A 23,440-nucleotide genomic window follows, 5' to 3' on the forward strand; every position below is an offset into this window, starting at 1 on the left:
TTCAGCAGGTGTGGCGGTCGCGCTCCGGCGAGTAGAGGTGGCTGTCGCGGAACTGATCCGCGCCCAGGGTGCGGCCGACCAGGATGACCGCCGTACGGATCACCCCGGCGTCCTTCACCTGGCCGGCGATGGTCTCCAGGGTGCCGCGCAGCACGATCTCGTCGGGGCGGGACGCCATGGCCACCACGGCGGCCGGGCAGTCGGCCCCGTAGTGCGGCAGCAGCTCCTCCACCACCCGGTCCGCGTACCGCGCGGCCAGGTGCAGCACCAGCAGGGCGCCGCTGCGGCCGAGGGTGGCGAGGTCCTCGCCCGGGGGCATCGCGGTGGCCCGCTGGGCGATCCGGGTCAGGATGACCGTCTGACCGACCGTCGGGACGGTCAGCTCCCGCTTGAGAGCGGCAGCGGCGGCGGCGAACGCCGGTACCCCGGGCACCACTTCGTACGGCACTCCTGCGTCGTCGAGCCGCTTCATCTGCTCGTTGACCGCGCTGAAGACCGACGGGTCACCGGAGTGCAGCCGGGCGACGTCGTGGCCCTCGGCGTGGGCGCGGACCAGTTCGGCGGTGATCCGGTCGATGTCCAGGCCCTGGGTGTCCACCAGCCGGGCGTCGGGCGGGCAGTCGGCGAGGAGTTCGCGGGGCACCAGGCTGCCCGCGTAGAGGCAGACCGGGCTGGCGGCCAGCAGGCGGGCGCCGCGGACCGTGATCAGGTCGGCCGCGCCGGGTCCCGCGCCGATGAAGTACACGGTCATGAGGTCTCTCCCGGGGAGTCGTGGGGCTTGCGGACGGACCACTGGGTGACGGGCATCGCCTGGCGCCAGCCGGTGAAACCGCCGACCGGGACGGCGTGGGACACCGCGAGGCGGACGAGTTCACCGCCGTGGCGCCGGTAGCGGTCGGCGAGCAGCGCCTCCGACTCCAGCGTGACGGTGTTGGCGACCAGCCGTCCCCCGGCGGGCAGCGCGTCCCAGCAGGCGTCGAGCAGCCCGGGGGCGGTCAGCCCGCCGCCGACGAAGACGGCGTCCGGCACCGGCAGCCCGGCGAGCGCCTGCGGGGCGCGGCCGGAGACCACCCGCAGTCCGGGCACCCCGAGCCGGTCGGCGTTGCGGCCGATCCTGGCGGCGCGCGCCTCGTCGCGTTCGACGGTGACCGCGCGGCAGGACGGATGGGCGCGCATCCACTCGACGGCGATCGAGCCGGAGCCGCCGCCGATGTCCCAGAGCAGCTCGCCGGGCGCGGGCGCCAGCGCGGCGAGGGTGGCGGCGCGGACATGGCGCTTGGTGAGCTGCCCGTCGTGTTCGTACGCGGTGTCCGGCAGCCCGGGTACGAGGCCCAGACGCAGCGCGTCGGGGGTGGCGCGGCACTGGACGGCGACGAGGTTCAGCGGGTCGCCCGCCGGGTGGGCCCAACTCTCGGCGGTGCCCTCGTGGCGGGCCTCGGCGGCGGAGCCGAGCTGTTCGAGGACGGTGAGCCGGCTCGGGCCGAAGCCGTGCGCGGTGAGCAGCGCGGCGACCGTCGCGGGGGTGGTGGCGTCGGCGCTCAGCACCAGCAGCCGACGGCCGTCGTGCAGGGCGGCGAGCAGCCGGGCGGCGGGGCGGCCCACCAGGGTGACGGTCTCGGTGTCCTCGGCGGGCCAGCCGAGCCGGGCGCAGGCGTACGCCACCGAGGACGGGTGCGGCAGCACGTGCACCGCACCGGCGCCCAGCTCCTCGGTCAGCGCGCGGCCGATCCCGTAGAACATCGGGTCCCCGCTGGCCGTCACGGCGATCCGGCGGCCCCGGTGGGCGGCGAGCAGCCCGGCGACGGCGGGGCGCAGCGGTGAGGGCCACGCCACCCGCAGGCCCGCGCACACGGCGGGCAGCAGTCCGAGCTGGCGTCCGCCGCCGATCAGCACCTCGGCCTCCAGCAGCGCGGTGCGGGCGGGTTCCGCCAGGCCCGCCCAGCCGTCCGCGCCGATGCCCACGACGGTCACCGGGGGCGGCGGGGGCCCGGCCGGCGGGAGGGCGGGTGCTGCGGGCGGAGCGGTGGGCACGGCCGGACCTCGGTGTTCGGGGCGTTCGGGTTCTCGGGACAGGGCGGGACGGGGCAGACGCTGCCGCACTCTACTGTCCGGCGCCCGGGTGACGACCGGCCGGGCCCTCGGGGACCGCTCGCGCGGGCGCGCCGTCCGGTGTCCGATGGAGGAGGGAAGCGGCCCCGGACTCCCGAGGAGCGGGCCGACCGCAGCGGCACGACGGAGGTGCAGGCGTATGAAGTTCCTGGTGATGGTGCAGGGTTCGCAGGCCGACTACGACGCGATGTCCGGCAGGGGGTCCGCCGAGGGCGGCCCGGCGTGGAGCGAACAGGACCGGAAGACGATGTTCGCGCACATGGAAGCCCTCAACAAGGACCTGGAGGCCTCCGGCGAGATGCTCTACTGCGACGGCCTCACCGCCCCCGACGAGACCCGCTTCGTCACGGCGAGCGCGGACGGCGGCCCCCCGGTCGTCGCCGACGCCCCGTACGACCGGGCGCAGGTGCTGCTCGCCGGTTACTGGGTGCTGGACTGCGCGGGCCTGGACCGGGCCACCGAGATCGCCGCCCGGGTCGTCGCCTGTCCGCAGCCCGAGGGCGCCCCCTACCGGCCGGTGGCGATCCGCCCGATCGGAGAGGCCCCCCAGGAGGACCTGGCACCCGCGTGACGGCGGGCGGGCCCGTCGGCAGCAGCAGGAGTCGCCGATGCCCGCGTCCGCCGCCACCATCGGCAGTATGACCACGAGCAGCAAGAACGCCGGGGAGTCCGGGGAGAACGGCGTCCCCACCCTTCGGATCGCACAGCAGCCGGAAGCGGACGGGCTGCTGGCCCGCAGCCCGCTGGCCGCGCTGGTCGGCATGCTGCTCGACCAGCAGGTCCCCATGGAGTGGGCCTTCACCGGTCCGTACTCGCTGGCCCTGCGGATGGGCTCGGACGACCTGGACGCCGGAGAGATCGCCGCGTACTCCCCCGAGGCGTTCACCGCGCTCTTCACCGGCAAACCGGCCCTGCACCGCTACCCCGGTTCCATGGCGACGCGGGTGCAGCAGCTGTGCCGGTTCCTGGTGGCGGAGTACGACGGTGACGCGGGCGCGGTGTGGGCCGACGCCACCTCCGGTACGGAGCTGCTGGCCCGGCTGAACGCGCTGCCCGGCTTCGGCACCCAGAAGGCGCAGATCTTCCTGGCCCTGCTGGGCAAACGGTTCGGCGTCCGGCCGCCCGGCTGGCGGGAGGCGGCGGGGGCGTACGGGGAAGAGGGCGGGCACCGCTCCGTCGCCGACATCACCGGCCCCGAGTCGCTCGCCGAGGTCCGTGCGTTCAAGCAGCGGGCGAAGGCGGAAGCGAAGGCGGCGGGGGCCGCGAAGAAGGCGGCCCCGGCGAAGAAGGCGGCCCCGCCCCAACGGGCGACAGCGTCGAAGAAGCCGGCCCGGAGCACCACCTCCCGGACCGCGAAGTGAGGGCCCCCGTCCGCCGGCGCGCGCTGCCCCTCGTCGCCGCGGCCGCCCTGCTCCCCCCGCTGCTGCTGGGCGCGGCGGCCCCGCCTCCCTCCGCCGGCCCCGATCCGGCCCGGGATGCCGCCGAGCTCTCCCGGGAACTCGTCGACGCCGCCTCCGCCACCGGCGCCTACCGGCACCTGCGCCGCTTCCAGGAGGCGGCCGACGCGGCGGGCGGAAACCGGGCGGCCGGATCGGCGGGCCACGACGCCTCGGCCGCGTACGTCCTCCAGCAGCTCCGCCGGGCCGGATACGACGCCCGGTACGAGTCGTTCCCCTTCACGTACACCGAGACGCTCGCCGAGAAGCTGGCCGTGGTCACCCCCGAGCCCCGCGACGCCGAGGTCGAGGCGATGACGTACACCGCGTCGACCGAGGAGGGCGGGCTGACGGCCGATCTGGTCCGGGTGCCGGTGGACGGCACGACCGGCTGCGAGGCCGCCGACTACGCGAAGACCGAGGTCACCGGGCGGATCGCGCTGATCGCCCGGGGCGGCTGCTCCTTCCTGCAGAAGCAGACGGCCGCGGCAGGGGCGGGCGCGGCCGCCGTGCTGATCTCCAACAACCTGGACGGCAAGCTCACCGGCACCCTCGGCGACCCCGCCGCCGTCCGCGTCCCCACCGGTGGCGTCTCCCGCGCCGAGGGCGACGCGCTCGCCTCCGCGCTCGACGAGGGCACGGTCACCGTCACCCTCGAACTCCGCGAGCGCCAGGAGGAACGCACCACCCGCAACGTCGTCGCCCAGACGCCGGGCGGCGACCCTGCGCACACCGTGATGCTCGGCGCGCACCTGGACTCCGTCTCCGAGGGGCCGGGCATCAACGACAACGGCTCCGGCTCCGCCGGGCTCCTCGAAGTGGCCCTGCGGCTCGCGGCGACGCACCGCACCCCGGCGAACGCCGTCCGGTTCGCCTGGTGGTCGGCCGAGGAGAACGGGCTCGTCGGCTCGGACGCGTACGTCGCCGGGCTGACCGCCGCCCAGCGCAGAGAGATCGCCCTCTACCTCAACTTCGACATGATCGCCTCCCCCAACGGCATGCAGTTCGTCTTCGACGGCGACGACTCCGAAGCGTCCGGCTCGGGCCCCGGCCCGGCCGGCTCCGCCCAACTGGAGCGCGGGATCACCGAGTTCCTGGACCGCCGGAAGACCCCGTACGAGAGCTCCGACTTCACCGGCCGGTCCGACTACGGCCCCTTCATCGAAGCCGGCATCCCGGCGGGCGGTACGGACACCGGGGCCGAGGGGATCAAGTCCGCAGCCCAGGCCGGGACGTTCGGCGGCAAGGCGGGCGTCGCGTACGACCCCTGCTACCACGCGGCCTGCGACACACTCGACAACATCGACCGGGCCGCGTTCGAGACCAACATCGACGTGATCGCGAACGCGGTCGGCACCTGGTCCCAGGACCTGCGCCCGCTCACCGGCGCGGCCCCCGCCGCGGCCCGCACGGACCAGCGGGGAAGCGGACGGCTGCGCACCGGCCACGGTCGTGACACCGTGTGAGGAACGCTCGCGCGGACTTCGGTGCGTACCGCACGGAGGGGGCGCGCACCGGATTTCCGCGCCCCTGTCCGCTCCGGGGGCCACGGACCGCTCCCGTTCACCCCGACACCACCCACCCGACCCCCACCGGTCGACGGCTCCGGTCGAACTTCCCCCCGTTTCGGGGGTGTCGGCGTGATGTACGCCCCTCACCCACGCTTCTCCGACGGATCACCCTTCCGTTTTCGGGCGGTTCACTCTCTTTCGACCGGCATCATGCCCCCCTTCCCCGGCTGCGCACGGTGGTTGTTCCCCGGTAGGCTTTCCGTGTGATCTTCAAGCGCATCGGAAATGGGCGGCCATACCCCGACCACGGCCGGGAAAGCACCCGCCAGTGGGCCGACGTCGCGCCGCGCCCGGTTCGCCTCGACCAACTCGTGACCACCAAGGGCGAACTGGACCTCGAAACGCTCCTCGCCGAGGACTCCACCTTCTACGGCGACCTCTTCGCGCACGTCGTGAAGTGGCAGGGGGACCTCTACCTGGAGGACGGGCTGCACCGCGCCGTCCGCGCCGCGCTCCAGCAGCGCCAGGTGCTCCACGCCCGCGTGCTCGAACTCGGCTGACGGCACTTGCCCGCGCGGCTCCGGCCGCCTTCTTTACCACCACCGCGCCCCGGACTCCGGGTTCTCGGGCCTTTCGGGTGTTTTCCCGCGCATGCGGGTGCCATCGGTTGATCATTTAGTACGCATCATCGGCGGCCCGCACTACGCTGCGCACATGAGCATGCTCACTCCCCCCGGCATGGGCGGAAAGTACCGCATCACGGGCAACGCCTATCCCCGGATGCGCCGCCCCCGTCGCCGCCGCAGGCTCGCCCTCGCCGCCGCCGCCACCCTCGTGGCCCTCGGGCTGGCCGGCTGGGGCACGCTGCAGCTCATCGACGTCTACTCGGGCGGCGACACGAAGGCGCAGGCGGCCGACCACAAACGGGAGTGCGCGGTCGTCCCGAAGCAGGCCGCGGCCGTGAAGGCGCTGCCCGCACCGAACCGGATCAAGGTCAACGTCTACAACGCGACCCCGCGCAGCGGTCTCGCCAAATCCGCCGCCGACGAGCTGAAGAAGCGCGGGTTCACCATCGGCGAGGTGGGCAACGCCCCCGCCGCCTACGACAAGAAGGTCCCCGGCACCGGGCTGCTGCTCGGTCCGCCGACCGCCGCCGACAGCGCGTTCCCGGTCCTGGAGACCCAGCTGCCGGGCACCGCCCGCAAGACCGAGGCCCGCGAGAACACCGAGGTGGATCTGATCCTGGGCACGCGGTTCACCGCGTTCTCCACCCCGCAGGCCGCGGCCGCCGCACTGTCGGCGCTGACGAAGCCGGCACCCGCCCCCTCCGGCTGCTGAGTCGCGGGGCAACGACTCCACCCGCCGCGGCTCCGCACCCGCCCGGACACGACGACGGCCGGTCACCCCACCTGTGACCGGCCGTCGCGTATGCCCGAAGGGAATTCTCTAGCCGGCCGTGCCGTACATCCGGTCGCCCGCGTCGCCCAGCCCCGGCACGATGTAGCCGTGCTCGTTGAGCCGCTCGTCGATCGAGGCGGTGACGACGGTGACGGGCGCGCCCGCCAGCTCCCGTTCCATGATCTCGACGCCCTCCGGCGCCGCGAGCAGCACGACGGCGGTGACGTCGTCGGCGCCCCGCTTGATGAGCTCGCGGATCGCGGCGACGAGCGTCCCGCCGGTCGCCAGCATCGGGTCGAGAACGTAGACCTGACGGCCGGAGAGGTCCTCCGGCATCCGGGTCGCGTACGTCTCCGCCTGGAGCGTCTCCTCGTTGCGGATCATGCCGAGGAAGCCGACCTCCGCCGTCGGCAGCAGCCGCACCATGCCGTCCAGCATGCCGAGACCGGCGCGCAGGATCGGTACGACGAGGGGCCGGGGGTACGAGAGCTTCACGCCCGCCGTCCGCGAGACCGGGGTCTCGATGTCGACCAGCTCGGTACGCACGTCCCGCGTCGCCTCGTAGGCGAGCAGGGTGACCAGCTCGTCGGCGAGCCGACGGAAGGTCGGGGAGTCGGTGCGCTTGTCGCGCAGGGTGGTGAGTTTGTGCGCCACCAGTGGGTGGTCGACGACATGGATCCGCATGCCGTCAACCCTAACGGCCTCCCGCGCGCCACGAGCTTGATCCCCGGCGGTGACGGGTGCGGCCCGCATCCGTCCGTACCCCAGCACTGGCATCATCCACTCGTTCGGGGGGAAGGTGAGGCATACGGACCAGCCTTGGGGTGGTGTGCGGATGCCTGACCGTGAGCGCAAGCGGGACGAGCCCGCGACGCGGGGACGGATCGAACCACGCGACGTGCCGGGCGAGCGCGACGCGCCGACCGGTACGGAGCACACGCAGGAGAGTGACGCGTCCCGCCGCCGGCGCCGGGCGCAGTTCCTCCGCGAGCTGCACGAAGCGAAGCAGCTGCGGGACCGCGTCCAGCCGCGCCGGGCCCGCGCGGCCCGTATGCGCCAACAGATGCGGATGCGCACCTTCCGCTGGTGACGGGGGCTCCGCCGGGAGCGCTCGCCCCTGCCCGAGTGCTCCGGAGCGGCTTCCGCCGACCGGGCCTTCCGGGAACTGATGGCCGACGCAACGTCCGAAGAGGTCTCGCTCGGCCGATGTTTCTGCCACGATGCCGATTGGGCGGGGCTCAGCGCAGTCGGACAATCGTCTGCCCTCCCGTCGGACCGATTCACCTCTGACCAGTGGGAGTGTCACGGTGTACTTCGCCGCACTGCTCGCGCGCACCGAAGACGGGTGGGAAGCGAGCGATACGGAGCTCGACGATGTGGAGGCCCTGTCCGATCTGACGGACCTGGCCCGGGACGCCTCGGTGGACGAGGACACGGTCCTCGTCTACATCGAGCAGGAGGACGCGTGGTTCGGCGTCGTCCGCGTGGACGGTGAGGAGGACCCGCGTATCTACGTCTCGGACGCCGCCGCCGCCGCCCGGTCCTCGTACGGGGAGATCCTGCTCACCGACGAACTGCTCGGCCGCGAACCGGGGGCCGAGGACGAGATCGCCGCTCTGGAGGAACTCGTCGGCCTCGACAGCACCGAGGACGACGATCCGGAGTTCGGCCACGAGGACGGCGCGACCGCCCCGCCCGCCGGGGCCGCCGACCAGGACGACGACCCCGAGGCCGTGCCGGCGGGACCGATCGGGGACGCCTCGATCCTCGCCGACCTCGGCCTCTCCGAGCGGGCGCTGCTGACGCTGCGGACCGACGCGCTGACGGAGATCGCCGACGCGCTGGGAGCGGACGAAGTACTGGAGAGCGTCCGCTAAGGTCCGCGGGTGACCGCGCGCCCCCCCGAAGAACCCCCGCCCCCGTCTTCCCCCACCCCCCTTCTCGCGTCCTTCGCCACCGACCCCGTACGGGACCCGTGGCGGGCCCCGATGCGCCACGCCCTGGACGAGGCGGCGCAGGCGGCGCTGGCCGGCGATGTTCCGGTCGGTGCCGTCGTCCTGGGACCGGACGGATCGACGATCGCCACGGGCCACAACGCGCGCGAGGCGACCGGTGATCCGACCGCGCACGCCGAGATCCTCGCCGTCCGTGGAGCCGCCGCCGCCCTCGGGCAGTGGCGGCTCCACGGTTGCACGCTGGTGGTCACCCTGGAGCCCTGCACGATGTGCGCGGGCGCGCTGGTGCAGTCGCGCGTGGACCGGGTCGTCTACGGCGCGCGCGACGACAAGGCCGGGGCCGCCGGCTCGCTCTTCGACGTGGTGCGCGACCGGCGCCTCAACCACCGGCCCGAGGTGATCCACGGGGTCCTGGAGGAGGAGTGTTCGGCGCAGCTCACGGCGTTCTTCCGGGCGCTGTAGCGATCTGATTTCTGATCCCGGGCCACGATGGTCTAAGCTCTCTCTCGGTAGCGTGTCCGAGCGGCCGAAGGAGCTCGCCTCGAAAGCGAGTGTGGGGAAACTCACCGAGGGTTCAAATCCCTCCGCTACCGCCGAAAACACCCCTCTGACCGTGGAAACACGGTCAGAGGGGTGTTGTGCGTCACGGGGGTACCGCGCCTCCCGGCCGGTACGCACGCGACCGGCCGCTCAGTAGGCGATGCAGGCCGTGCGCCACTCCGTGTAGAAGTCCCACACCTGGGGCGAGCACTCCGCCGGGCCGTACTGGGACTCCTTGGCGCCGATGTGGGGCATGTGCGGATACGCTCCGACGCCCGGGCGGTTGACGTGGAGCATCCCCGCGTCGATGCGGTCCAGGGCCTCCAGGGCGAGTGAGGTGTCGCTGGTGAAGACCGCCGCCGCCATGCCGTACCGCACGGAGTTCACGATCCGCAGGCCGTCGTCGAGGCCCTCGCACTCGATCACCGAGAGCACCGGACCGAAGATCTCCTCCTGGGCGATGCGGCTCTCCGGCCGCACGCCGTCCAACACCGTCGGGGCCATGTAGTAGCCGTCCGGGACGCCCTCGGTCAGCCGCTCACCGCCGGTCACCGCCTCGGCGCCGTCCGCCAGAGCCTGGCGGGTCCCCTCCAGACAGGCCAGCAGCCGGTCGGCGCTGACCACCGGCCCGAGCCGGGCTTCCGCGTCGAGGCCGTTGCCCACCCGCAGGGCGGCCGCGCGCTCCACGAGCCGGCGCACCAGTCCCTCGCGGACCGCGCGGTCCACCACGACTCTGCTGGTGGCGGAGCAACGCTGCCCGGCCTGCCCGAACGCCCCCGCCACGATCGCGTCGGCCGCGAGGTCGAGATCGGCGTCGGCGAGTACCAGAGCGGCGTTCTTGCCCCCCATCTCCAGCTGGGTGCGCAGGAACCGGGGTGCGCCGGCGGTGTGGATGGCCCGCCCGACTTCCACCGAGCCGGTGAACGAGATGCCGGCCACGGCGGGGTCCCTCACCAGTGCCTCTCCCACTTCGCGCCCGCCGTGCACCAGGTTGAGCACCCCTCCCGCCGCCCCGGCGGCCTCGAAGCACTCCACGAGGAGTGCCGCCGTGAGCGGAGTGAGGGGGGAGGGCTTGAGGACGGCGGTGCACCCCGAGACCAGCGCGGGGGCGATCTTCCACGCCGGGATCGCCAGCGGGAAGTTCCAGGGCGTGACCAGGCCGACGACACCGATGGGGACCCGCCGGGTCAGCGCCAGCGTGCGCGGGTCGTCGGCGGGGAGGGTGGCGCCGCCGAGCCGCCGCCCTTCCGCCGCCGTGTATTCGAGGAGCGCGACCGTGCGGTCCACCTCGCCGAGCGCCTCCCGCAGGAGCTTGCCCTGCTCGCGGGTGATCGCCTCGGCGAACCGCTCCCTGCGCTCGGCGACGAGGCGGGCGGCCCTCATCACCGTCTCGCCGCGCCGGACGGAGCCGAGCGCCCGCCAGGCCGGCAACGCGCCCGCGGCGGCCGCGATCGCCGCCCGCACGTCGGCGTCGCCTGATTCCGGACTCCGGCTGACGACGTCCGCGAGGTCACCGGGGCTGCGGTTCTCCTGCACGCGGCCCGACTCGGCGTCGCGCCACTTGTCCGCGATGAGATTGCGTACGTCGACGACGGCCCGGCCGCCGTCGGTTCGGCGAGACTCCATCATGGTCCTTCCTCGAGGGGTCCGGCTCAGCCGATGGCGGAGTACGTGGCGGTGAGCTCGTCGTGCCGCTTCTGGCGGGCGAGCAGATCGTCCACGTTCTGGAGGGCGAAGACGTCCTTCAGGGAGGCGATGGAACCCTCCACGGCGTAGGTCGTACCGGCTTCGCTGATCTGCGCGAGGACGTCGCGCATCGCGCTGATGGACGCGCGCAGACCCTGGTTGGCGTAGATCACTCCGCCGAAGCCGTGCTCGCCCAGCTCGGTCGCGGTGACCTGCGGGTAGGTGGTGGGCACGACGATGACGGGCAGCACGCCCCGGTAGGCGTCGCGGAAGGCGTACACCTCGTCGGCGTTGGCGATCTTGGAGTGGATCAGCAGCGCGTCGGCGCCGGCCGCCTCGTAGACGGCCGCGCGGCGCAGCGCCTCGTCCAGTCCGGCGCCCGCGATGAAGGCCTCGATACGGGCCACCACCACGAAGTCCTCGTCGCTGCGCGCCTCCTTCGCCGCGGTGATCTTCGCCGCGAAGTCACCGATCGGGGCCAGGTCCTGGTTGCCCTCGACGAAGCTGTTCATCTTGGGGAACTGCTTGTCCTCGATGCAGACGCCGGCGAGGCCCCGGGCCTCGTAGGAGCGCACCATGTGAGCGACGTTGCCGACACCGCCGAAGCCGGAGTCGCAGTCGGCCAGCACCGGGACGTCCACCGCGCCGGCTATCTCGGCGGCGGCTTCCAGACACTCCGCCATGGACAGGATGTTGGCGTCCGGCACGGCGCGGGCCGCCGAGATCTCCAGGCCGCTCGCCCAGATCGCCTCGAAGCCGGCTTCCTCGCCGAGCTTCGCGGTCAGCGCGCTGTGAGCGCCCATGAAGCGGGCGATGGTGGAACCGTTGAGAGCGTCACGCAGAACACGGGTCTTGGACATGGGAGTTCTCCTCGGAAAGGTGACGGGTTGAGAGGTGGGGTGGTGGGCCGGCGCACGAAGTGGCCCGGGAACGCGCGGAGTCAGCGGACCGGCCGGTTCGCCGCCGTACGCACGCGCTCGACGATCTCCTGCGGCGTGTGCGTCACCCGACGGCCCGGGCCGTCCGTGCGCGGACCGGTGAGCGCGTGCAACAGGGCGGGACCCTCCGTCAGTTCGGCCGCGCGGAGTTCCGCGGCCGTCTCGACACGGACGGCGCTGCGGTAACCCGCCGCCAGTGCCAGCGCGACGAAGTCGGAGCGCTGCACGGTGGACTGACCGCCTGTGCTCTCGTGCATGCCGTTGTCCACGACCACGTGCAGCAGCCGGGTACCGGAGGCGGCCACCAGCGGGAGCACGCTGAGGTTCATCAGCAGCGAACCGTCGCCGTCGAGGGCGATCACGGTGCGTTCGGGGCGGGCCAGCGCGAGGCCGAGGGCGACCGGCGCCGACATGCCCATCGATCCCACCAGGTAGAAGTTCTCCGGCCGGTCCGCCGCGTTGAACAGCTCGCGGCTGGTGAACCCGCAGGTGGAGACGATCAGAGCGTCCGGGTGCCGGACGAGCATCTCCCGGACCACCTCGGAGAGACTCAGCTCAAAGGCAGGGGCGAGCAGCGGTGCGGGCATCAGATGCCTTCCCGGACGATGAGCACGCCGCAGCGCTGCTCCTTGTCCATCTGGTCGATCGCGGTGGAGACGGAGCCGGCCGGGTCCGCGGGGTCGAGGACGGTGTGGGGCAGCCGGAACAGGTCCAGCAGCCGCAGCAGTTCGGCGCCGATCACGTCGTGCTCGACGGCGTCGTTGCCGTCGTGGCCGCGCCAGCTGACGATCAGCAGCACCGGTACGTCGTAGATGAGGTTGAACGAGGTGATGACGTTCAGGCAGTAGCCGAGGCCGGAGTTCTGCATGAGGACCACGGCGCGCTCGCCCGCGACGACCGCCCCCGAGGCGATGCCGACGGCGCTGTCCTCACGCGGCGCGGGCACGTAGCGGAGACCTGCGAGCCGGGCATCGTCGCCCGGCTCCTCGAGGAGCCGGAACGCGCCGTTGAGCAGGCTGCACGGAACACCCGTGGCGAGGGTGTACCCGTGGTCCACCAGGCTGTGCAGCAGGTCGCGGGCGGTGGTGGAGCCCACGGTGGTGGTGTGCATGTTGGCCTTCCGTCGGATCGGGTCAGTGGAACGAGGCGGTGAAGGGGACAGCGGCGCCGTCGTCGAGCGCCACGAACTCGGCCCGGTAGGCGGCCGTCACCCGTTCCGCGGCGGCCAGGCAGGACCGCACGTCGTCGCCGGTCACCAGGAACGTCAGAACGTTGTAGGGCCGATCGGGATGCAGCTCGGCTCCGGGAGCGAAGCGCGTCTTGCAGAACACCAGCTCCGGAAATGCCGCGAGCAGCTCCTCACGGGGCGTCTGGCGCACCAGCTTCACCGCCCGCGCGGGCGGCGGGACCGCGCGGTTCAGCGCGTACCGGACGCTCCGGTAGTCGCCCTCGGCGGGACGGCCGAGCGCGAGGCGCATGACGTCCGCCTCGACGTCCGTCCCGCTGCTCGCCCGGAGCAGGTGGCCCATCGGGCCGCCCAGCCGAGCGTTGAGCTCGATGCAGGCCGGCCCGTCCGGAGTGAGCTTGAGCTCCAGGTGGGTGGCGCCCCAGCGGATGCCCAGGGCCTCGATGATCCGGTCCGCGTGTTCGAACACCTCGCTCTGCCGGTCCGCGGGCAGGGAGGTGGGCACCACGCCGCCGGTCTCCACGAACCCGTGCAGCGGAAGCTTGTCGGTGATCCCCACGTGCCTGACGCGGCCGTCCTCGACCAGCGACTCGACGCTGACGTAGTCGCCGAAGCCGGGGCGCCCGTACCACTCGTCGCCGACCAGGAGCTGCTCCAGGACGAACAGGGGCTCGGGATCGAACAGCGGGGACGTCCGGTAGGCCGCGAGGGCCTCGCCCAGCCGGTCCCGCAGCTCCTTCTCGTCGTGGACCTTGCTCACCAGGAAACTGGCGGCCCCGTGCACCGGCTTGAGGACGGCGGGGAATCCCACACCGGCGACCGCCGCCGGTACGTCCGACTCGTCCGCGATCTCGTGGAAGCGGACCGACTCGACGCCCGCCGCCCGCAGCCGGCGCCGTTGGGCGAGCTTCGACTGGGCGGTACGGACCGTCTCCGGCGGGTTGCCGGGCAGCCCGAGGCGCTGCTGCGCCTCGGCCTGCACCACGATGAGCGGCTCGCCGAAGGTCGCGACCCCGTGGACCGGCCGGCGGCGGTCGAGGTCCACCAGCAGGCCGGGGATGTCCAGGTGATCGCCGGTGGTCAGCCACTCGCCGTCGAAGGACTCGCTCCACTGCGCACGGAGCCGGTCGACGGCGGCACCCGAGGGAGCGCTCCCGTACCAGACCACACTGACCTCGGAGGTGACCCCCACCGCCGCCCGCAGCGCGGTGTCCGGGGAGATGCCCCCGGCTCCGAGCAGCAGGACCAGGTGGGAACCGGTGTCGCTCATCGGGCGCCCGCCTCGGCCGGTACGGGCAAGGCGCCCGCCTCGGCCGGTACGGGCAGCAGCACCTCGCGGACCAGGCGCTCCATGTCCTGCTCGTCGTGCGGGTCGACGAGCTGGACGCCCATGCCCCGCCCCACCCGCTCCCTGGCGGCCATCACGTTGCGGTGCGGTACGCCGTGCACCGGTGGGATGGTGATGCCGTTCTGGGTCAGCCAGGTGTCCGCGCCGAGCGAGGCCATCGTGTCGGAGGGCACGAGGACCAGGGCGCGGGCCGCGTCGACCAGACCGGCATCGCGCAAAATGTCCGGAATCCCCGCGCCCCACAGGTCGCCGCCGAGCTCCGCGACGACCAGCTCCGCGCCCTCTTCGGCCAGCCGGCCCACGAGGTGGCGGGCGGCACCCACCACCGCCTCGGCCGAGTGCCCGTAGGTGGTGGCCAGACCCGCGTCGACGAAGTCCGCCGCGCAGCGCGCACCGGCGTCCGCGAGGGTGAGCAGGTCGCGCAGCCGGCCGGTGCCCGCCAGCTTGGTGACGCCCACCCGCATGCCGTGCCGGGTGGCCAGGTGGTTGACCAGGGCGGCGGCGAAGGTGGTCTTGCCCACCTCGGCGGCGGTGCCTCCGACGAACACCACCGGGGTGCCGGCCACCGTGGGCGCGGAGCGCCTCTCCAGGCGCACCACCCGTCCGTCCGCGTCGGCGGCGAGCCCGACCAGCTCCAGGGCTGTGGCCGTGCCGAGGGAGGCCGGGGAGGACGCGGCGATGCCGACGACGCCACCGACCGCCAGCAGGTCGGCCGGCGCTCCCGCCCGGACGGGAAGGCCGCTCTCCGGCAGACCGCCGTAGATCGACGTGGTGGAGTGGCGGTCGCCCAGCACGCCGACGAGTTCGTCCCCGACGCGGATGCGGACGTCCCGCCCGTGGATGTTCTCCACCGCCTTGTAGGCGCCGACCCGCACGACGCGGGCGATGACGAGATCGCCCGCCCGGCCGGTGCCTTCGACGGAGGTAAGCCGCTCCGGGAGCGCCTGCGCTCCACGCGTACAACTCGCGATGACTCTGCTCATGTCCCGTTCCGTTGAGAGAATGTGATGGGTCGAGGCCGAAGGGGAGGGAGGGCGGGGCTACTGGATGTTGACGCTCCAGATGGTCCGCGGATTCACCGACTGGACTCCGTCGGCGTCCGTGCGGGCGGCCACCACTTCCTGCCGGCCGTGCCCGTAGCGGTCGTTGTCCAGGACCACGACGTCGCCGGCCGCCATGACGTACACCTGCTGGACCGTGGGGTCGTTGGCGGTCTCCTGGAAACGGGTGACCGCCTCGAACCAGCGCTCGCCGCCCTTGACCGACTCGGCGGCCTTCCGCAGCCGGCCGATGTCCTGGGGCAGGCGGGCCGCGACGTCGTCCGGGACCGCGGTGCGGCGCGGGGTGCCCGGGACGTAGAGGAAGGGCAGTTCGGAGGGGTCCTCGTCCAGGTGCGACGCGGGGAAGCTCATGGCGTACCCGGTGAGCAGCCGCAGGTCCTCGGCCCAGTGCTGAGGGAAGCGCACGCGCAGCTCGGCGAGCACGTCGCCCCACCGCACGATCAGCGACTCGCCGTTGTGGCCGGCCCCGAAGTCCTGCCAGCCCGGGTCGGCCATCAGCATGGCCAGGTGCAGCGGGCGGCGCCGGGCGAAGGAGCGGCCGGAGTGCATCGGCAGCGAACCGGCCTTCTCCTGGACCCGCTCGGCGCCCTCGGACTGCGGCGCACGGCACCGTACGGTGTTGATCGCCGGATGCAGCCCGTACGCCGCCTTGGTCGATCCGGCGGCGTAGTTCGGGCACAGCTCGCCGAGGCGCTCCAGGAGCCCGGTGTACTGCTCGACGTCGAGCGGGAAGTTCCGCAGGTAGGCGAGCCGGTGGTCGGCCACCGAGGTGACGGTGGCCGTCTCGATCTCCGCCGGGGAGAGCCCGGCGCAGTCGATGGCGATGTCTTCGAACATGGTGACAACTCCCTGGGGTGAGAACCGCGTCGGAGCGCGGGACGGTCAGTCGGTCCGGACCAGACCGTGCTCGGTCAGCAGAGCGAGGAGCGCGTCGGCGGACGGTGCCGGGGCATCCGTCCCGGCCGTGGGTGCCTCCAGGAACGTGGTGCCGGCCCGCAGATGACGGGCCCGGACGTGCTCCCGGTCCGACGGCTGCCCGGCGGGGGCCACGACCAGGGTGAGGATTCCGTGGCGGGCGAGGATCTCGGCCACCAGGCCGATCCGTTCGGCGGCGGCCTTCGGGGTCTCGCCGGGAACGGCCGAGGTCGTCGGGGTGAGCACCTCCACCCGGCGGCGGTGGCCGTCGAGCAGCCTCCGGGTGAGTTCGCCGACGGTCGCCTCACCGACACCGTCGAGCCAGAGGGTGGCTCCCGGCAGGCAGGTGCAGAAGGGCAGGGCGGTCATACGGCACCCGCTTCGACCGGGTCGGGGCGCCTCACGCCGACGGGTGGGACGGGAGGGTCGGCGCGGAGCAGCAGCCCCCGCTTGATGGCGCTCTCCAGCCAGGTGCCGGCCATCAGCGAGGTGACGATCGCGGTGAGCACCAGCGTGGTGAAGAGGGTCGCGTTCACGATGCCCGCGTCGTACGACAGCGTCGCCAGCACGATGCCCGGTCCGCCGCGCGCGTTCATCGCCACGGCGAGGTTCACCGAGTCGGTGGGCGCGCGGCCCGCCCAGCGCGCACCCGCGTACACGCTGGCCGCCTTGACCACACAGGCGAAGGCGATGAACAGCAGGGTGTACAGGGGTGCGAAGGAGTGGACGAGGTCGAGTTTCAGGCCGACGACGGCGAAGTACACCGGGATGAAGAACCCGGTCGCGAAGCCCTGGATGGCCTTCTCCGGCTCGTCCCCCGCGGCTTTCGGGGGACGTCCCCAGCCCGTCATCAGCCCGACGACGAACGCTCCGTACATGGGGGTGATACCGAGGAAGAGGCAGCCCCCCGCGGCGGCGAGGACCAGGGCGAGGCGGACCGCCACCCGGCTCGTGGGGCGGTCGTCGGAGGCGGCCCGCGGGTTCCGGGCGAGGAGCCGCCGTACGACGACGCTCACCGCGGCCACCGCGCCGAAGAAGGCGAGCGAGACCAGCGCGTGGTAGGCGGCGGCCCCGTAACCGGAGCCGACACCGAGCAGCGAAGCGGCCCCGAACGTGTCGTGCTTGCCGCTGTTGACCATGCCGAGTGCCACCGCGATGACCACGTTCAGGACGACGTCCTCCAGGACCGCGACGGAGAGCACCACCCGGGCGAAGGCCGTGCCGGTGATGCCGAGGTCGAGCATGATCCGGGAGATCACCGGGATGCTGGTGATGGCCACGGCGCAGGCGATGACCAGGGTCAGCGCGGTCTTGTCGGCCGCCGGCCCCATCGCGCCGGACAGGTCGACCACCTGGACCAGGAGCAGCCCGAAACCGAACGGGATCACCATGCCGACCACGGCGATGAGCCCCACCGCCCGGCTGTCCTGCCGGGAGAAGACCGCCCGCATCTGGATGCCCGCGAGGAACATCAGCAGCAGGGTGCCGAGTTGGTAGACGAGGGTCAGCCCGGCCGAGGCCGGTCCGGTCTTCGGGAACAGCCAGGCCTGCGCCTCGGGGGTGATCAGCCCGAACAGCGAGGGCCCGAAGAGGAGACCGCCGAGGATCTCGCCGATCACGGGGGGCTGGCGCAGCCGGCCGAAGAGCCGTCCCATGAAGTGGGCGGCCACCAGCAGTACCAGCAGGGAGGCCAGCAGTCTGAAGAGATCGACGTCAGGCACGGCGCGCCTCGCTTTCGATGAAGGGTCCGGCCATGCCCGCGCCGCGCGTCGTCCCGTCGGCCGGGTCGATCAGCAGGAAGGATCCGGTGGTCCTGTTGTCGCGGTAGTCGTCCAGGGCCAGCGGTTCGGCGGTGCGCAGCAGCACCCGGCCCAGGTCGTTGACGTGCAGGCCGTCGTCGCCGGGACGCCGGTCGAGGGTGTCGATGTCGATCCGGTGCGGGATCTCCCTGACCACCGCGCGCACCGTGCGCGTGGTGTGCTTGACCAGCACCCGGTCCCCCGCCCGCAGCGGCTTCTCGTGGAGGTGGCACACGGTCGCGTCGACGTCCTGGCCGAGCCGGGGCGGCGCCCCGGCCACGACGAGTTCGCCGCGGGAGATGTCCAGGTCCTCGGCCAGGCGCAGGGTGGCCGACTGTCCGGCCCGTACGGCGTCCGAGGCGGTGCCCAGGATGTCGACTCCCACGACGGTGGCGCTCATTCCGGACGGCAGCACCGTCACCACGTCGCCCGTCCGCAGCACTCCGGACGCCAACTGGCCCGCGTAGCCGCGGTAGTCGAGGAACTCGCCGCGCTGCGGGCGGATCACGTACTGCACCGGGAACCTGGCCGGTTGGCCGGCCGGATCCGCGTCGACCCGGACGGTCTCCAGGTGCTCCAGCAGCGTCGGACCCGCGTACCAGTCCATGTGCGCGGACGGCTCCACCACGTTGTCGCCGGCCAGCGCGGACACCGGCACCGCGACGATGCCGCGGACCCCGAGCCGGACGGCGTACGCGGTGAACTCCGCAGCGACGGCGGCGAAGACGGACTCGTCGTATCCGACCAGGTCCATCTTGTTGACGGCGAGCACCACGTGCGGGACGCGCAGGAGGGCGGCGACGGCGGCGTGGCGGCGGGTCTGTGCGACGACGCCGTTACGGGCGTCGACCAGGACGACGGCGAGGTCGGCGGTGGAGGCGCCGGTCACCATGTTCCGGGTGTACTGCACGTGCCCCGGGGTATCGGCCAGGATGAACCGGCGCCGGGGCGTGGCGAAGTAGCGGTACGCCACGTCGATGGTGATGCCCTGCTCGCGCTCGGCGCGCAGGCCGTCGGTGAGCAGCGCCAGGTCGGGCGTCTCCTGACCGCGCCGCCGGGAGGCCGCGCCGACGGCTTCGAGCTGGTCGGTGAAGATCGACTTGGAGTCGTGCAGGAGCCGTCCCACCAGGGTGGACTTCCCGTCGTCGACCGATCCGGCGGTCGCGAAGCGCAGCAGCGTGGTTTCCACCGGGCGCCGCGGTGTGGTGGTGGACATTCAGAAGTACCCCTCGCGCTTGCGGTCTTCCATCGCCGCTTCGCTCACCTTGTCGTCGGCGCGGGTGGCGCCTCGTTCGGTGAGGCGGGAGGCGGCGATCTCGGTGATCACCTCGGCGACGGTGGCCGCCTCGGAGTCGACGGCTCCGGTGCAGGACATGTCGCCGACCGTGCGGTAGCGGACCAGCCGGCGCTCCGTGGTCTCGGTCCGGGCGGGGCCGCCCCAGGCTCCGGGGGTCAGCCACATGCCGTCGCGGGCGAACACCTCGCGCTCGTGGGCGAAGTAGATGGCCGGGAGCTCCGTCTTCTCGCGCTCGATGTACTGCCAGACGTCGAGCTCGGTCCAGTTGGAGAGCGGGAAGACCCTGACGTGTTCGCCCGCCGTGTGACGGCCGTTGTAGAGCCGCCACAGTTCGGGGCGCTGGCGGCGGGGGTCCCAGCCGCCGAACTCGTCGCGCATCGAGAACACCCGCTCCTTGGCCCGGGCCTTCTCCTCGTCGCGCCGCCCGCCGCCGAACACCGCGTCGAAACGGTTGTTTCGGATGGCGTCGAGGAGCGGCACGGTCTGCAAGGGGTTGCGGAGGCCGTCGGGCCGTTCGGTCAGCCACCCGTCGTCGATGTACTCCTGCACGTGTGCCACGTGCAGGGACAGTCCGTGCTCCGCCACCACCCGGTCGCGGTACGCGATGACCTCGGGGAAGTTGTGCCCGGTGTCGACGTGCAGCAGGGCGAACGGCACCGGCGCAGGCCAGAAGGCCTTCAGCGCCAGGTGCACCATCACGATGGAGTCCTTGCCGCCCGAGAAGAGGACGACCGGGCGCTCGAACTCTCCGGCCACCTCACGGAAGATGTGCACCGACTCCGCCTCCAGGGCGTCGAGGTGCGTGGGACGGTTCATGGGGGTGTGCGTCACGGTGGTCCCTCCTCGGTGAGCGGTGCGTGCGGTCGGGAGACCGGTCCGGCGACCGTGGATCCGCCCGGAGCCACGGTGGCGGCGGTGCCGCTCCGGTTCACCGCGCCTCCTCCGGCTCCCGCGTTCCCGGCTCCTCCAGCCGGATCGCCTCCAGGAGCGCCGGGGCGTCGGCGGCCTGGCAGACCAGCAGGTCGGGCAGGTAGGGGTCGGCCCGGTTGTAGCGCGGCGGGGTGCCGTCCAGGCGGGAGACGTGCAGCCCGGCGGCGAGCGCCACGGCCGCGGGGGCCGCCGAGTCCCACTCGTACTGGCCTCCGGCGTGGATGTACGCCCGCGCCTCGCCGCGGACCACCGCGGCGGTCTTGGCGCCGGCCGACCCCATGCCGATCAGTTCCGAGCCGACCCGGTCGGCGACCTTCGCGAGGAAGGCGGGCGGCCGGGAGCGGCTGCCGAGGATTCCCCGCGTGCGGGCCGCGTCCGGCGGTGCCACAGCCTCGCCGGCCGTGGAGTGGGTGATGCCGAGGGCCGGAAGCGCGACGGCTCCCGCCACGAGACGGCCCTCCGCCCACAGGGCCACGTGGACGGCCCAGTCGGTGCGGCCCGTCTCGGAGAACTCCCGGGTGCCGTCCAGCGGGTCGACGATCCACACCCGTTTGGCGGCCAGGCGCGCCGGGTCGGCGACGCCTTCCTCGGAGAGCACGGCGTCCTCGGGCCGGTGACGGGCCAGTTCCGCGGCGAGGAACTCGTGCGACCGCAGGTCTCCGAGGTCCTTGAGCGCGCGGGGATCACCGAAGTTCTCCTCGGTGCGCAGCCCGAGGAGAAGGGCACCGGCCTCCTCGGCGAGCCGGTGGGCCAGCGCGTGGTCCTCGGGTGCGCACCCCGTCGCGTCGTACGCATCGAAGCGGCCGGTGACGGTCGTGCCCGCGAAGAGCCGGAGCATCCAGCGCTCCATCTCCGCCGGGTCCCTGTGCGCCACGACTCCGGAGAGCGGGAGGTTCTCCGGCCGGTAGGAGTGCTTGCGGGGCGTCCGGACGCCGGCGGCCGTCATCCGGTGGCTCAGCACCATCGGGTCGTCGAGCAGTCCGTCGGCGACCTCCACGGTGACCTCGGCCCCGCGGTGCACATGGCCGGGGAAGAGGAAGAAGCCGTGGCTCAGCCCCGCGTCGGCCGGTCCGACGAACCGGGTGGCCAGCGTGCCCTCGACGTCCGACGCCATGTCCAGGCGGTGCAGGTTGGCACCGGTGCGCAGTTCGGTGGCGCCCACGATGTGCCCGCCACCACAGCGCGCCGCCACCTCCATGAAGACCGGACCGTCCTCGGTCATGATCGCTTCGAGGTGGAAGGTGAGCGTCCCGCCGCCCAGGGCGCGTACGCACCGGACCGTCCACTCGGCCAGTTCCGGGTCGTCGAACTGGACCGAGCCGAGCGGCTCGCCGTTCTCGAAGCGCAGCGGCGTCCCCACGTACCGGGACGGTTGCACGACGACGGCCTCGCCCTCGAAGAGGAAGCCGTCGATGTGGCAGATCGGCCCCTCCACGTACTCCTCCAGCTCGTAGCGGATGGCGAACTCGTCGCTCTCGCCGCTCTGGGCACGGACGTGCGCGGTAGCCTCCGCGAGCGTCGCGAAGAGCCGGACGCCCTGGCTGCCGCCCTCGTCGCGCGGCTTCACGATGGTCGGGCCCTGCCAGAGCGCCGGGCCGCCGTCGGCGCTGCCGAGGGAGTCGAGGGTGTTCAGGGTGTCCGGGGCGTCGAGCGCCAGGTAGCGCGGCACCCGGATGCCGGCTTCGGCCAGCGTGTGCTTCATCGCGACCTTGTCGCGGAAGTTGCGGGCCGTCCCCGGCCCCATGCCCGGGATGCCGAACTCGGCCCGCAGCTCGGCGGCCGGGGTGATCAGCAGTTCGTGCCGGGCGATGATCCGGTCGTACGGGTCCGACTCCGCCAGCAACGGGCGCAGCTGGTCGGCGACCGGAAGCGCCGGGTCCCAGGCGAACGTCCGGCACCGGATGTGCCCGGGAATGTTGTCGAGGTAGTCCTGGGTACCGGCGTAGGTGACGTCGTGCGCCGTGTGGTCGATGGCCTGTTCGTAGCCGAGCCTGTCAAACAGGTTCTGGTGAAGGACCAGTATCCGCATCGGAGTTCTCCCTGAGGGTGAAGTGGACGACGGCCCAGGCGGCCGCGCCGCACAAGCCCATGAAGACGAAGAGCAGCCCCCGGTCGAAGGAGGCGAGCACCAGGCCGCCCGCGGCGGGGCCCGCTCCGAGTCCGAGGTTGCGCAGGGTCGCGGCACCGAAGTACGTGGCGCGCATGGTGGGTGGTGCCAGTTCGTCGACCACCACGCTGACCGTGGGGACCACCAGGACCTCGGCCGCGCTGACCAGCACGACGAGGACGACGAGACCGGTCTTGCTGAACTCCACGAGCGAGAAGAGCAGGCAGACGACCGTGAACACGGCGTTGCCGAGAAGCAGCGTCCGGCGGGGACCGATGCGTTTGGCGATCATGGTGGCCGGCGGCTGCAGAGCGATGACGGCGACGGCGTTCACCGTCAGGAGGACGGAGAAGAAGCGCACTCCGTCCGAGAAGCTCCCGTTGACGATCGCCGAGAGGTTCGAGTCGATCTGGCAGTAGGCCAGGGTGAACAGGATCATCGAGACCGTCAGGCCCCGGAACACCCGGTCGGAGCCGAGCACCTTGATCGCCCCGGTGAAGCTGCGCCGCTCCGCCACCCGGTCCGAGGCTCCGAAGCCGGTGCCCCGGGTGAGCCACCAGAAGGCGAGGGCGAAGACGAGGTAGGAGCAGCCCGAGATGACGAAGGCCGCCCGGGCGGACGCGACACCGAGGAAGGCACCGGCCGGCGGTCCGACGCCCACGGCGAAGTTGGTCACCACATAGCGGTGCCGGAACACCGCGGGCCGGCGCTCCTTGGGGAGGCTGTCGGCCATCAGCACCTGGGTGACCGGCCAGAAGAAGGCCGACATGACTCCGTAACAGGCGTTCAGCAGGCCGAACGCGAGGGGGAACAGCGCGGCGCCCCGGAACCAGGTCGCCACCGTCCAGAAGAGCAGGAACACCAGGGCGCTCCCGAAGAGCCCGATGAGGAGCACCCGTCGCTTCCCGACGCGGTCGGCGAGCACCCCGCTGAAGAATCCGGCGGTGAGCGACCCCAGCTGGCTTCCGCCGACGATGATGCCGATGACGTACGGCGGGGCGTCGACGTTCTTGCTCAGGTAAATCGTCATGAAAGGTATGCAGAGAAAAGAGACCAGTTTAAGAAAAAAGGTGCTCGCCATCGTGACCGAAACAAGCGGGTTCCGGTACGCGGAGAAATCGCTTTCCGCCTCCCTCTTGTTCGCGTCCACTTCCATGCCATTCCTCTTCCGTCCATTCCGACGTCGCCGGATACCGAGAACGCCGAAGCGGGCCGGTGGTGACC

At 72.5% G+C, this 23,440-nt stretch carries 25 protein-coding genes and 1 tRNA gene; 10 read left to right on the forward strand and 16 right to left on the reverse strand.

Annotated features, from left to right (window positions below):
- Window position 1: 1 nt before the first annotated feature.
- Window positions 2-751, reverse strand: coding sequence for a precorrin-4 C(11)-methyltransferase (cobM, locus tag ACFWEP_RS01570; protein WP_387363787.1), 750 nt, complete (start codon window positions 749-751; stop codon window positions 2-4).
- Window positions 748-2,031 (reverse strand): precorrin-6y C5,15-methyltransferase (decarboxylating) subunit CbiE, encoded by a 1,284-nt coding sequence (gene cbiE / locus ACFWEP_RS01575; protein ID WP_387363790.1) that lies wholly within the window; start codon window positions 2,029-2,031, stop codon window positions 748-750. The genes cobM and cbiE overlap by 4 nt, the downstream gene beginning before the upstream one ends.
- 217 nt (window positions 2,032-2,248) lie before the next feature.
- On the opposite strand from cbiE, the gene ACFWEP_RS01580 reads away from it, so the two are divergent.
- The 5 genes from ACFWEP_RS01580 to ACFWEP_RS01600 all read left to right on the forward strand — a co-directional run bounded on the left by ACFWEP_RS01580 (window position 2,249) and on the right by ACFWEP_RS01600 (window position 6,394).
- Window positions 2,249-2,680 carry a YciI family protein gene (locus ACFWEP_RS01580; RefSeq protein ID WP_387363793.1) on the forward strand — a complete coding sequence of 144 codons (432 nt, stop codon included), beginning with the start codon at window positions 2,249-2,251 and terminating at the stop codon, window positions 2,678-2,680.
- A 67-nt stretch (window positions 2,681-2,747) separates the two neighbouring features.
- Window positions 2,748-3,470 carry an HhH-GPD-type base excision DNA repair protein gene (locus ACFWEP_RS01585; protein WP_387363838.1) on the forward strand — a complete coding sequence of 241 codons (723 nt, stop codon included), beginning with the start codon at window positions 2,748-2,750 and terminating at the stop codon, window positions 3,468-3,470.
- Window positions 3,467-5,011: a M28 family metallopeptidase gene (locus ACFWEP_RS01590; protein ID WP_387363796.1), complete on the forward strand. Its 1,545-nt coding sequence runs from the start codon at window positions 3,467-3,469 to the stop codon at window positions 5,009-5,011. The genes ACFWEP_RS01585 and ACFWEP_RS01590 overlap by 4 nt, the downstream gene beginning before the upstream one ends.
- Before the next feature lie 308 nt (window positions 5,012-5,319).
- Window positions 5,320-5,616, forward strand: a complete 297-nt coding sequence (locus ACFWEP_RS01595; RefSeq protein WP_266706381.1) for a type II toxin-antitoxin system VapB family antitoxin — start codon at window positions 5,320-5,322, stop codon at window positions 5,614-5,616.
- Between the two features lie 178 nt (window positions 5,617-5,794).
- Window positions 5,795-6,394, forward strand: coding sequence for a LytR C-terminal domain-containing protein (locus ACFWEP_RS01600; protein ID WP_387363841.1), 600 nt, complete (start codon window positions 5,795-5,797; stop codon window positions 6,392-6,394).
- Window positions 6,395-6,502: 108 nt separating this feature from the next.
- Here the strand turns inward: ACFWEP_RS01600 and upp are convergent, their stop codons facing one another.
- Window positions 6,503-7,138 (reverse strand): uracil phosphoribosyltransferase, encoded by a 636-nt coding sequence (upp, locus tag ACFWEP_RS01605; RefSeq protein WP_387363799.1) that lies wholly within the window; start codon window positions 7,136-7,138, stop codon window positions 6,503-6,505.
- A 151-nt stretch (window positions 7,139-7,289) separates the two neighbouring features.
- Here upp and ACFWEP_RS01610 point away from each other — a divergent pair, with 151 nt between their 5' ends.
- The 4 genes from ACFWEP_RS01610 to ACFWEP_RS01625 all read left to right on the forward strand — a co-directional run bounded on the left by ACFWEP_RS01610 (window position 7,290) and on the right by ACFWEP_RS01625 (window position 9,002).
- The gene (locus ACFWEP_RS01610) at window positions 7,290-7,544 is read left to right on the forward strand and encodes a hypothetical protein (protein ID WP_328720693.1); all 255 of its coding nucleotides are present in this window, start codon (window positions 7,290-7,292) and stop codon (window positions 7,542-7,544) included.
- Between the two features lie 217 nt (window positions 7,545-7,761).
- Entirely contained in the window at window positions 7,762-8,331 is a 570-nt protein-coding gene (locus ACFWEP_RS01615) for a hypothetical protein (protein WP_387363804.1), read from the forward strand.
- 111 nt (window positions 8,332-8,442) lie between these two features.
- The gene (gene tadA / locus ACFWEP_RS01620) at window positions 8,443-8,871 is read left to right on the forward strand and encodes a tRNA adenosine(34) deaminase TadA (RefSeq protein WP_387363844.1); all 429 of its coding nucleotides are present in this window, start codon (window positions 8,443-8,445) and stop codon (window positions 8,869-8,871) included.
- A gap of 46 nt (window positions 8,872-8,917) precedes the next feature.
- Window positions 8,918-9,002: transfer RNA gene (locus ACFWEP_RS01625), tRNA-Ser, on the forward strand.
- 97 nt (window positions 9,003-9,099) lie between these two features.
- Here ACFWEP_RS01625 and ACFWEP_RS01630 read toward each other — a convergent pair.
- From ACFWEP_RS01630 to ACFWEP_RS01690, 13 genes are all read right to left on the reverse strand, one after another.
- Entirely contained in the window at window positions 9,100-10,578 is a 1,479-nt protein-coding gene (locus tag ACFWEP_RS01630) for an aldehyde dehydrogenase family protein (protein ID WP_387363807.1), read from the reverse strand.
- Between the two features lie 23 nt (window positions 10,579-10,601).
- Window positions 10,602-11,495, reverse strand: a complete 894-nt coding sequence (locus ACFWEP_RS01635) for an isocitrate lyase/phosphoenolpyruvate mutase family protein (protein WP_387363810.1) — start codon at window positions 11,493-11,495, stop codon at window positions 10,602-10,604.
- Window positions 11,496-11,575: 80 nt separating this feature from the next.
- Window positions 11,576-12,160 (reverse strand): thiamine pyrophosphate-dependent enzyme, encoded by a 585-nt coding sequence (locus ACFWEP_RS01640; RefSeq protein ID WP_387363813.1) that lies wholly within the window; start codon window positions 12,158-12,160, stop codon window positions 11,576-11,578.
- Window positions 12,160-12,684, reverse strand: a complete 525-nt coding sequence (locus tag ACFWEP_RS01645) for a thiamine pyrophosphate-binding protein (protein ID WP_328720688.1) — start codon at window positions 12,682-12,684, stop codon at window positions 12,160-12,162. The genes ACFWEP_RS01640 and ACFWEP_RS01645 overlap by 1 nt, the downstream gene beginning before the upstream one ends.
- Before the next feature lie 22 nt (window positions 12,685-12,706).
- On the reverse strand, window positions 12,707-14,029 hold the full coding sequence (locus ACFWEP_RS01650) for an acetyl-CoA carboxylase biotin carboxylase subunit family protein (protein WP_387363817.1): 1,323 nt from the start codon (window positions 14,027-14,029) through the stop codon (window positions 12,707-12,709).
- Window positions 14,026-15,090, reverse strand: coding sequence for a hypothetical protein (locus tag ACFWEP_RS01655; RefSeq protein ID WP_387363820.1), 1,065 nt, complete (start codon window positions 15,088-15,090; stop codon window positions 14,026-14,028). Before ACFWEP_RS01655 ends, ACFWEP_RS01650 begins: the two co-directional genes overlap by 4 nt.
- Window positions 15,091-15,147: 57 nt before the next feature.
- Window positions 15,148-16,005 (reverse strand): TauD/TfdA family dioxygenase, encoded by an 858-nt coding sequence (locus tag ACFWEP_RS01660; protein ID WP_387363823.1) that lies wholly within the window; start codon window positions 16,003-16,005, stop codon window positions 15,148-15,150.
- Window positions 16,006-16,050: 45 nt separating this feature from the next.
- Window positions 16,051-16,452, reverse strand: coding sequence for a hypothetical protein (locus ACFWEP_RS01665; RefSeq protein ID WP_387363826.1), 402 nt, complete (start codon window positions 16,450-16,452; stop codon window positions 16,051-16,053).
- Entirely contained in the window at window positions 16,449-17,804 is a 1,356-nt protein-coding gene (locus ACFWEP_RS01670) for a cation:proton antiporter (RefSeq protein ID WP_387363829.1), read from the reverse strand. The genes ACFWEP_RS01665 and ACFWEP_RS01670 overlap by 4 nt, the downstream gene beginning before the upstream one ends.
- Complete coding sequence (locus ACFWEP_RS01675) at window positions 17,797-19,098, reverse strand: sulfate adenylyltransferase subunit 1 (protein WP_387363832.1); 1,302 nt, start codon at window positions 19,096-19,098, stop codon at window positions 17,797-17,799. Before ACFWEP_RS01675 ends, ACFWEP_RS01670 begins: the two co-directional genes overlap by 8 nt.
- On the reverse strand, window positions 19,099-19,995 hold the full coding sequence (gene cysD / locus ACFWEP_RS01680) for a sulfate adenylyltransferase subunit CysD (RefSeq protein ID WP_387363847.1): 897 nt from the start codon (window positions 19,993-19,995) through the stop codon (window positions 19,099-19,101).
- Between the two features lie 112 nt (window positions 19,996-20,107).
- Window positions 20,108-22,138 carry an inositol monophosphatase family protein gene (locus ACFWEP_RS01685; RefSeq protein ID WP_387363835.1) on the reverse strand — a complete coding sequence of 677 codons (2,031 nt, stop codon included), beginning with the start codon at window positions 22,136-22,138 and terminating at the stop codon, window positions 20,108-20,110.
- The gene (locus ACFWEP_RS01690) at window positions 22,104-23,297 is read right to left on the reverse strand and encodes an MFS transporter (protein ID WP_387363850.1); all 1,194 of its coding nucleotides are present in this window, start codon (window positions 23,295-23,297) and stop codon (window positions 22,104-22,106) included. The genes ACFWEP_RS01685 and ACFWEP_RS01690 overlap by 35 nt, the downstream gene beginning before the upstream one ends.
- Here ACFWEP_RS01690 and ACFWEP_RS01695 point away from each other — a divergent pair.
- Window positions 23,245-23,440, forward strand: a 196-nt coding sequence (locus ACFWEP_RS01695; protein ID WP_387363853.1) for a hypothetical protein, incomplete at its 3' end; no start/stop codon positions are given. The two genes, ACFWEP_RS01690 and ACFWEP_RS01695, sit on opposite strands and share 53 nt — an antisense overlap.

This window comes from Streptomyces sp. NPDC060198 (assembly GCF_042728415.1).
Taxonomy (GTDB): Bacteria; Actinomycetota; Actinomycetes; order Streptomycetales; family Streptomycetaceae; genus Streptomyces.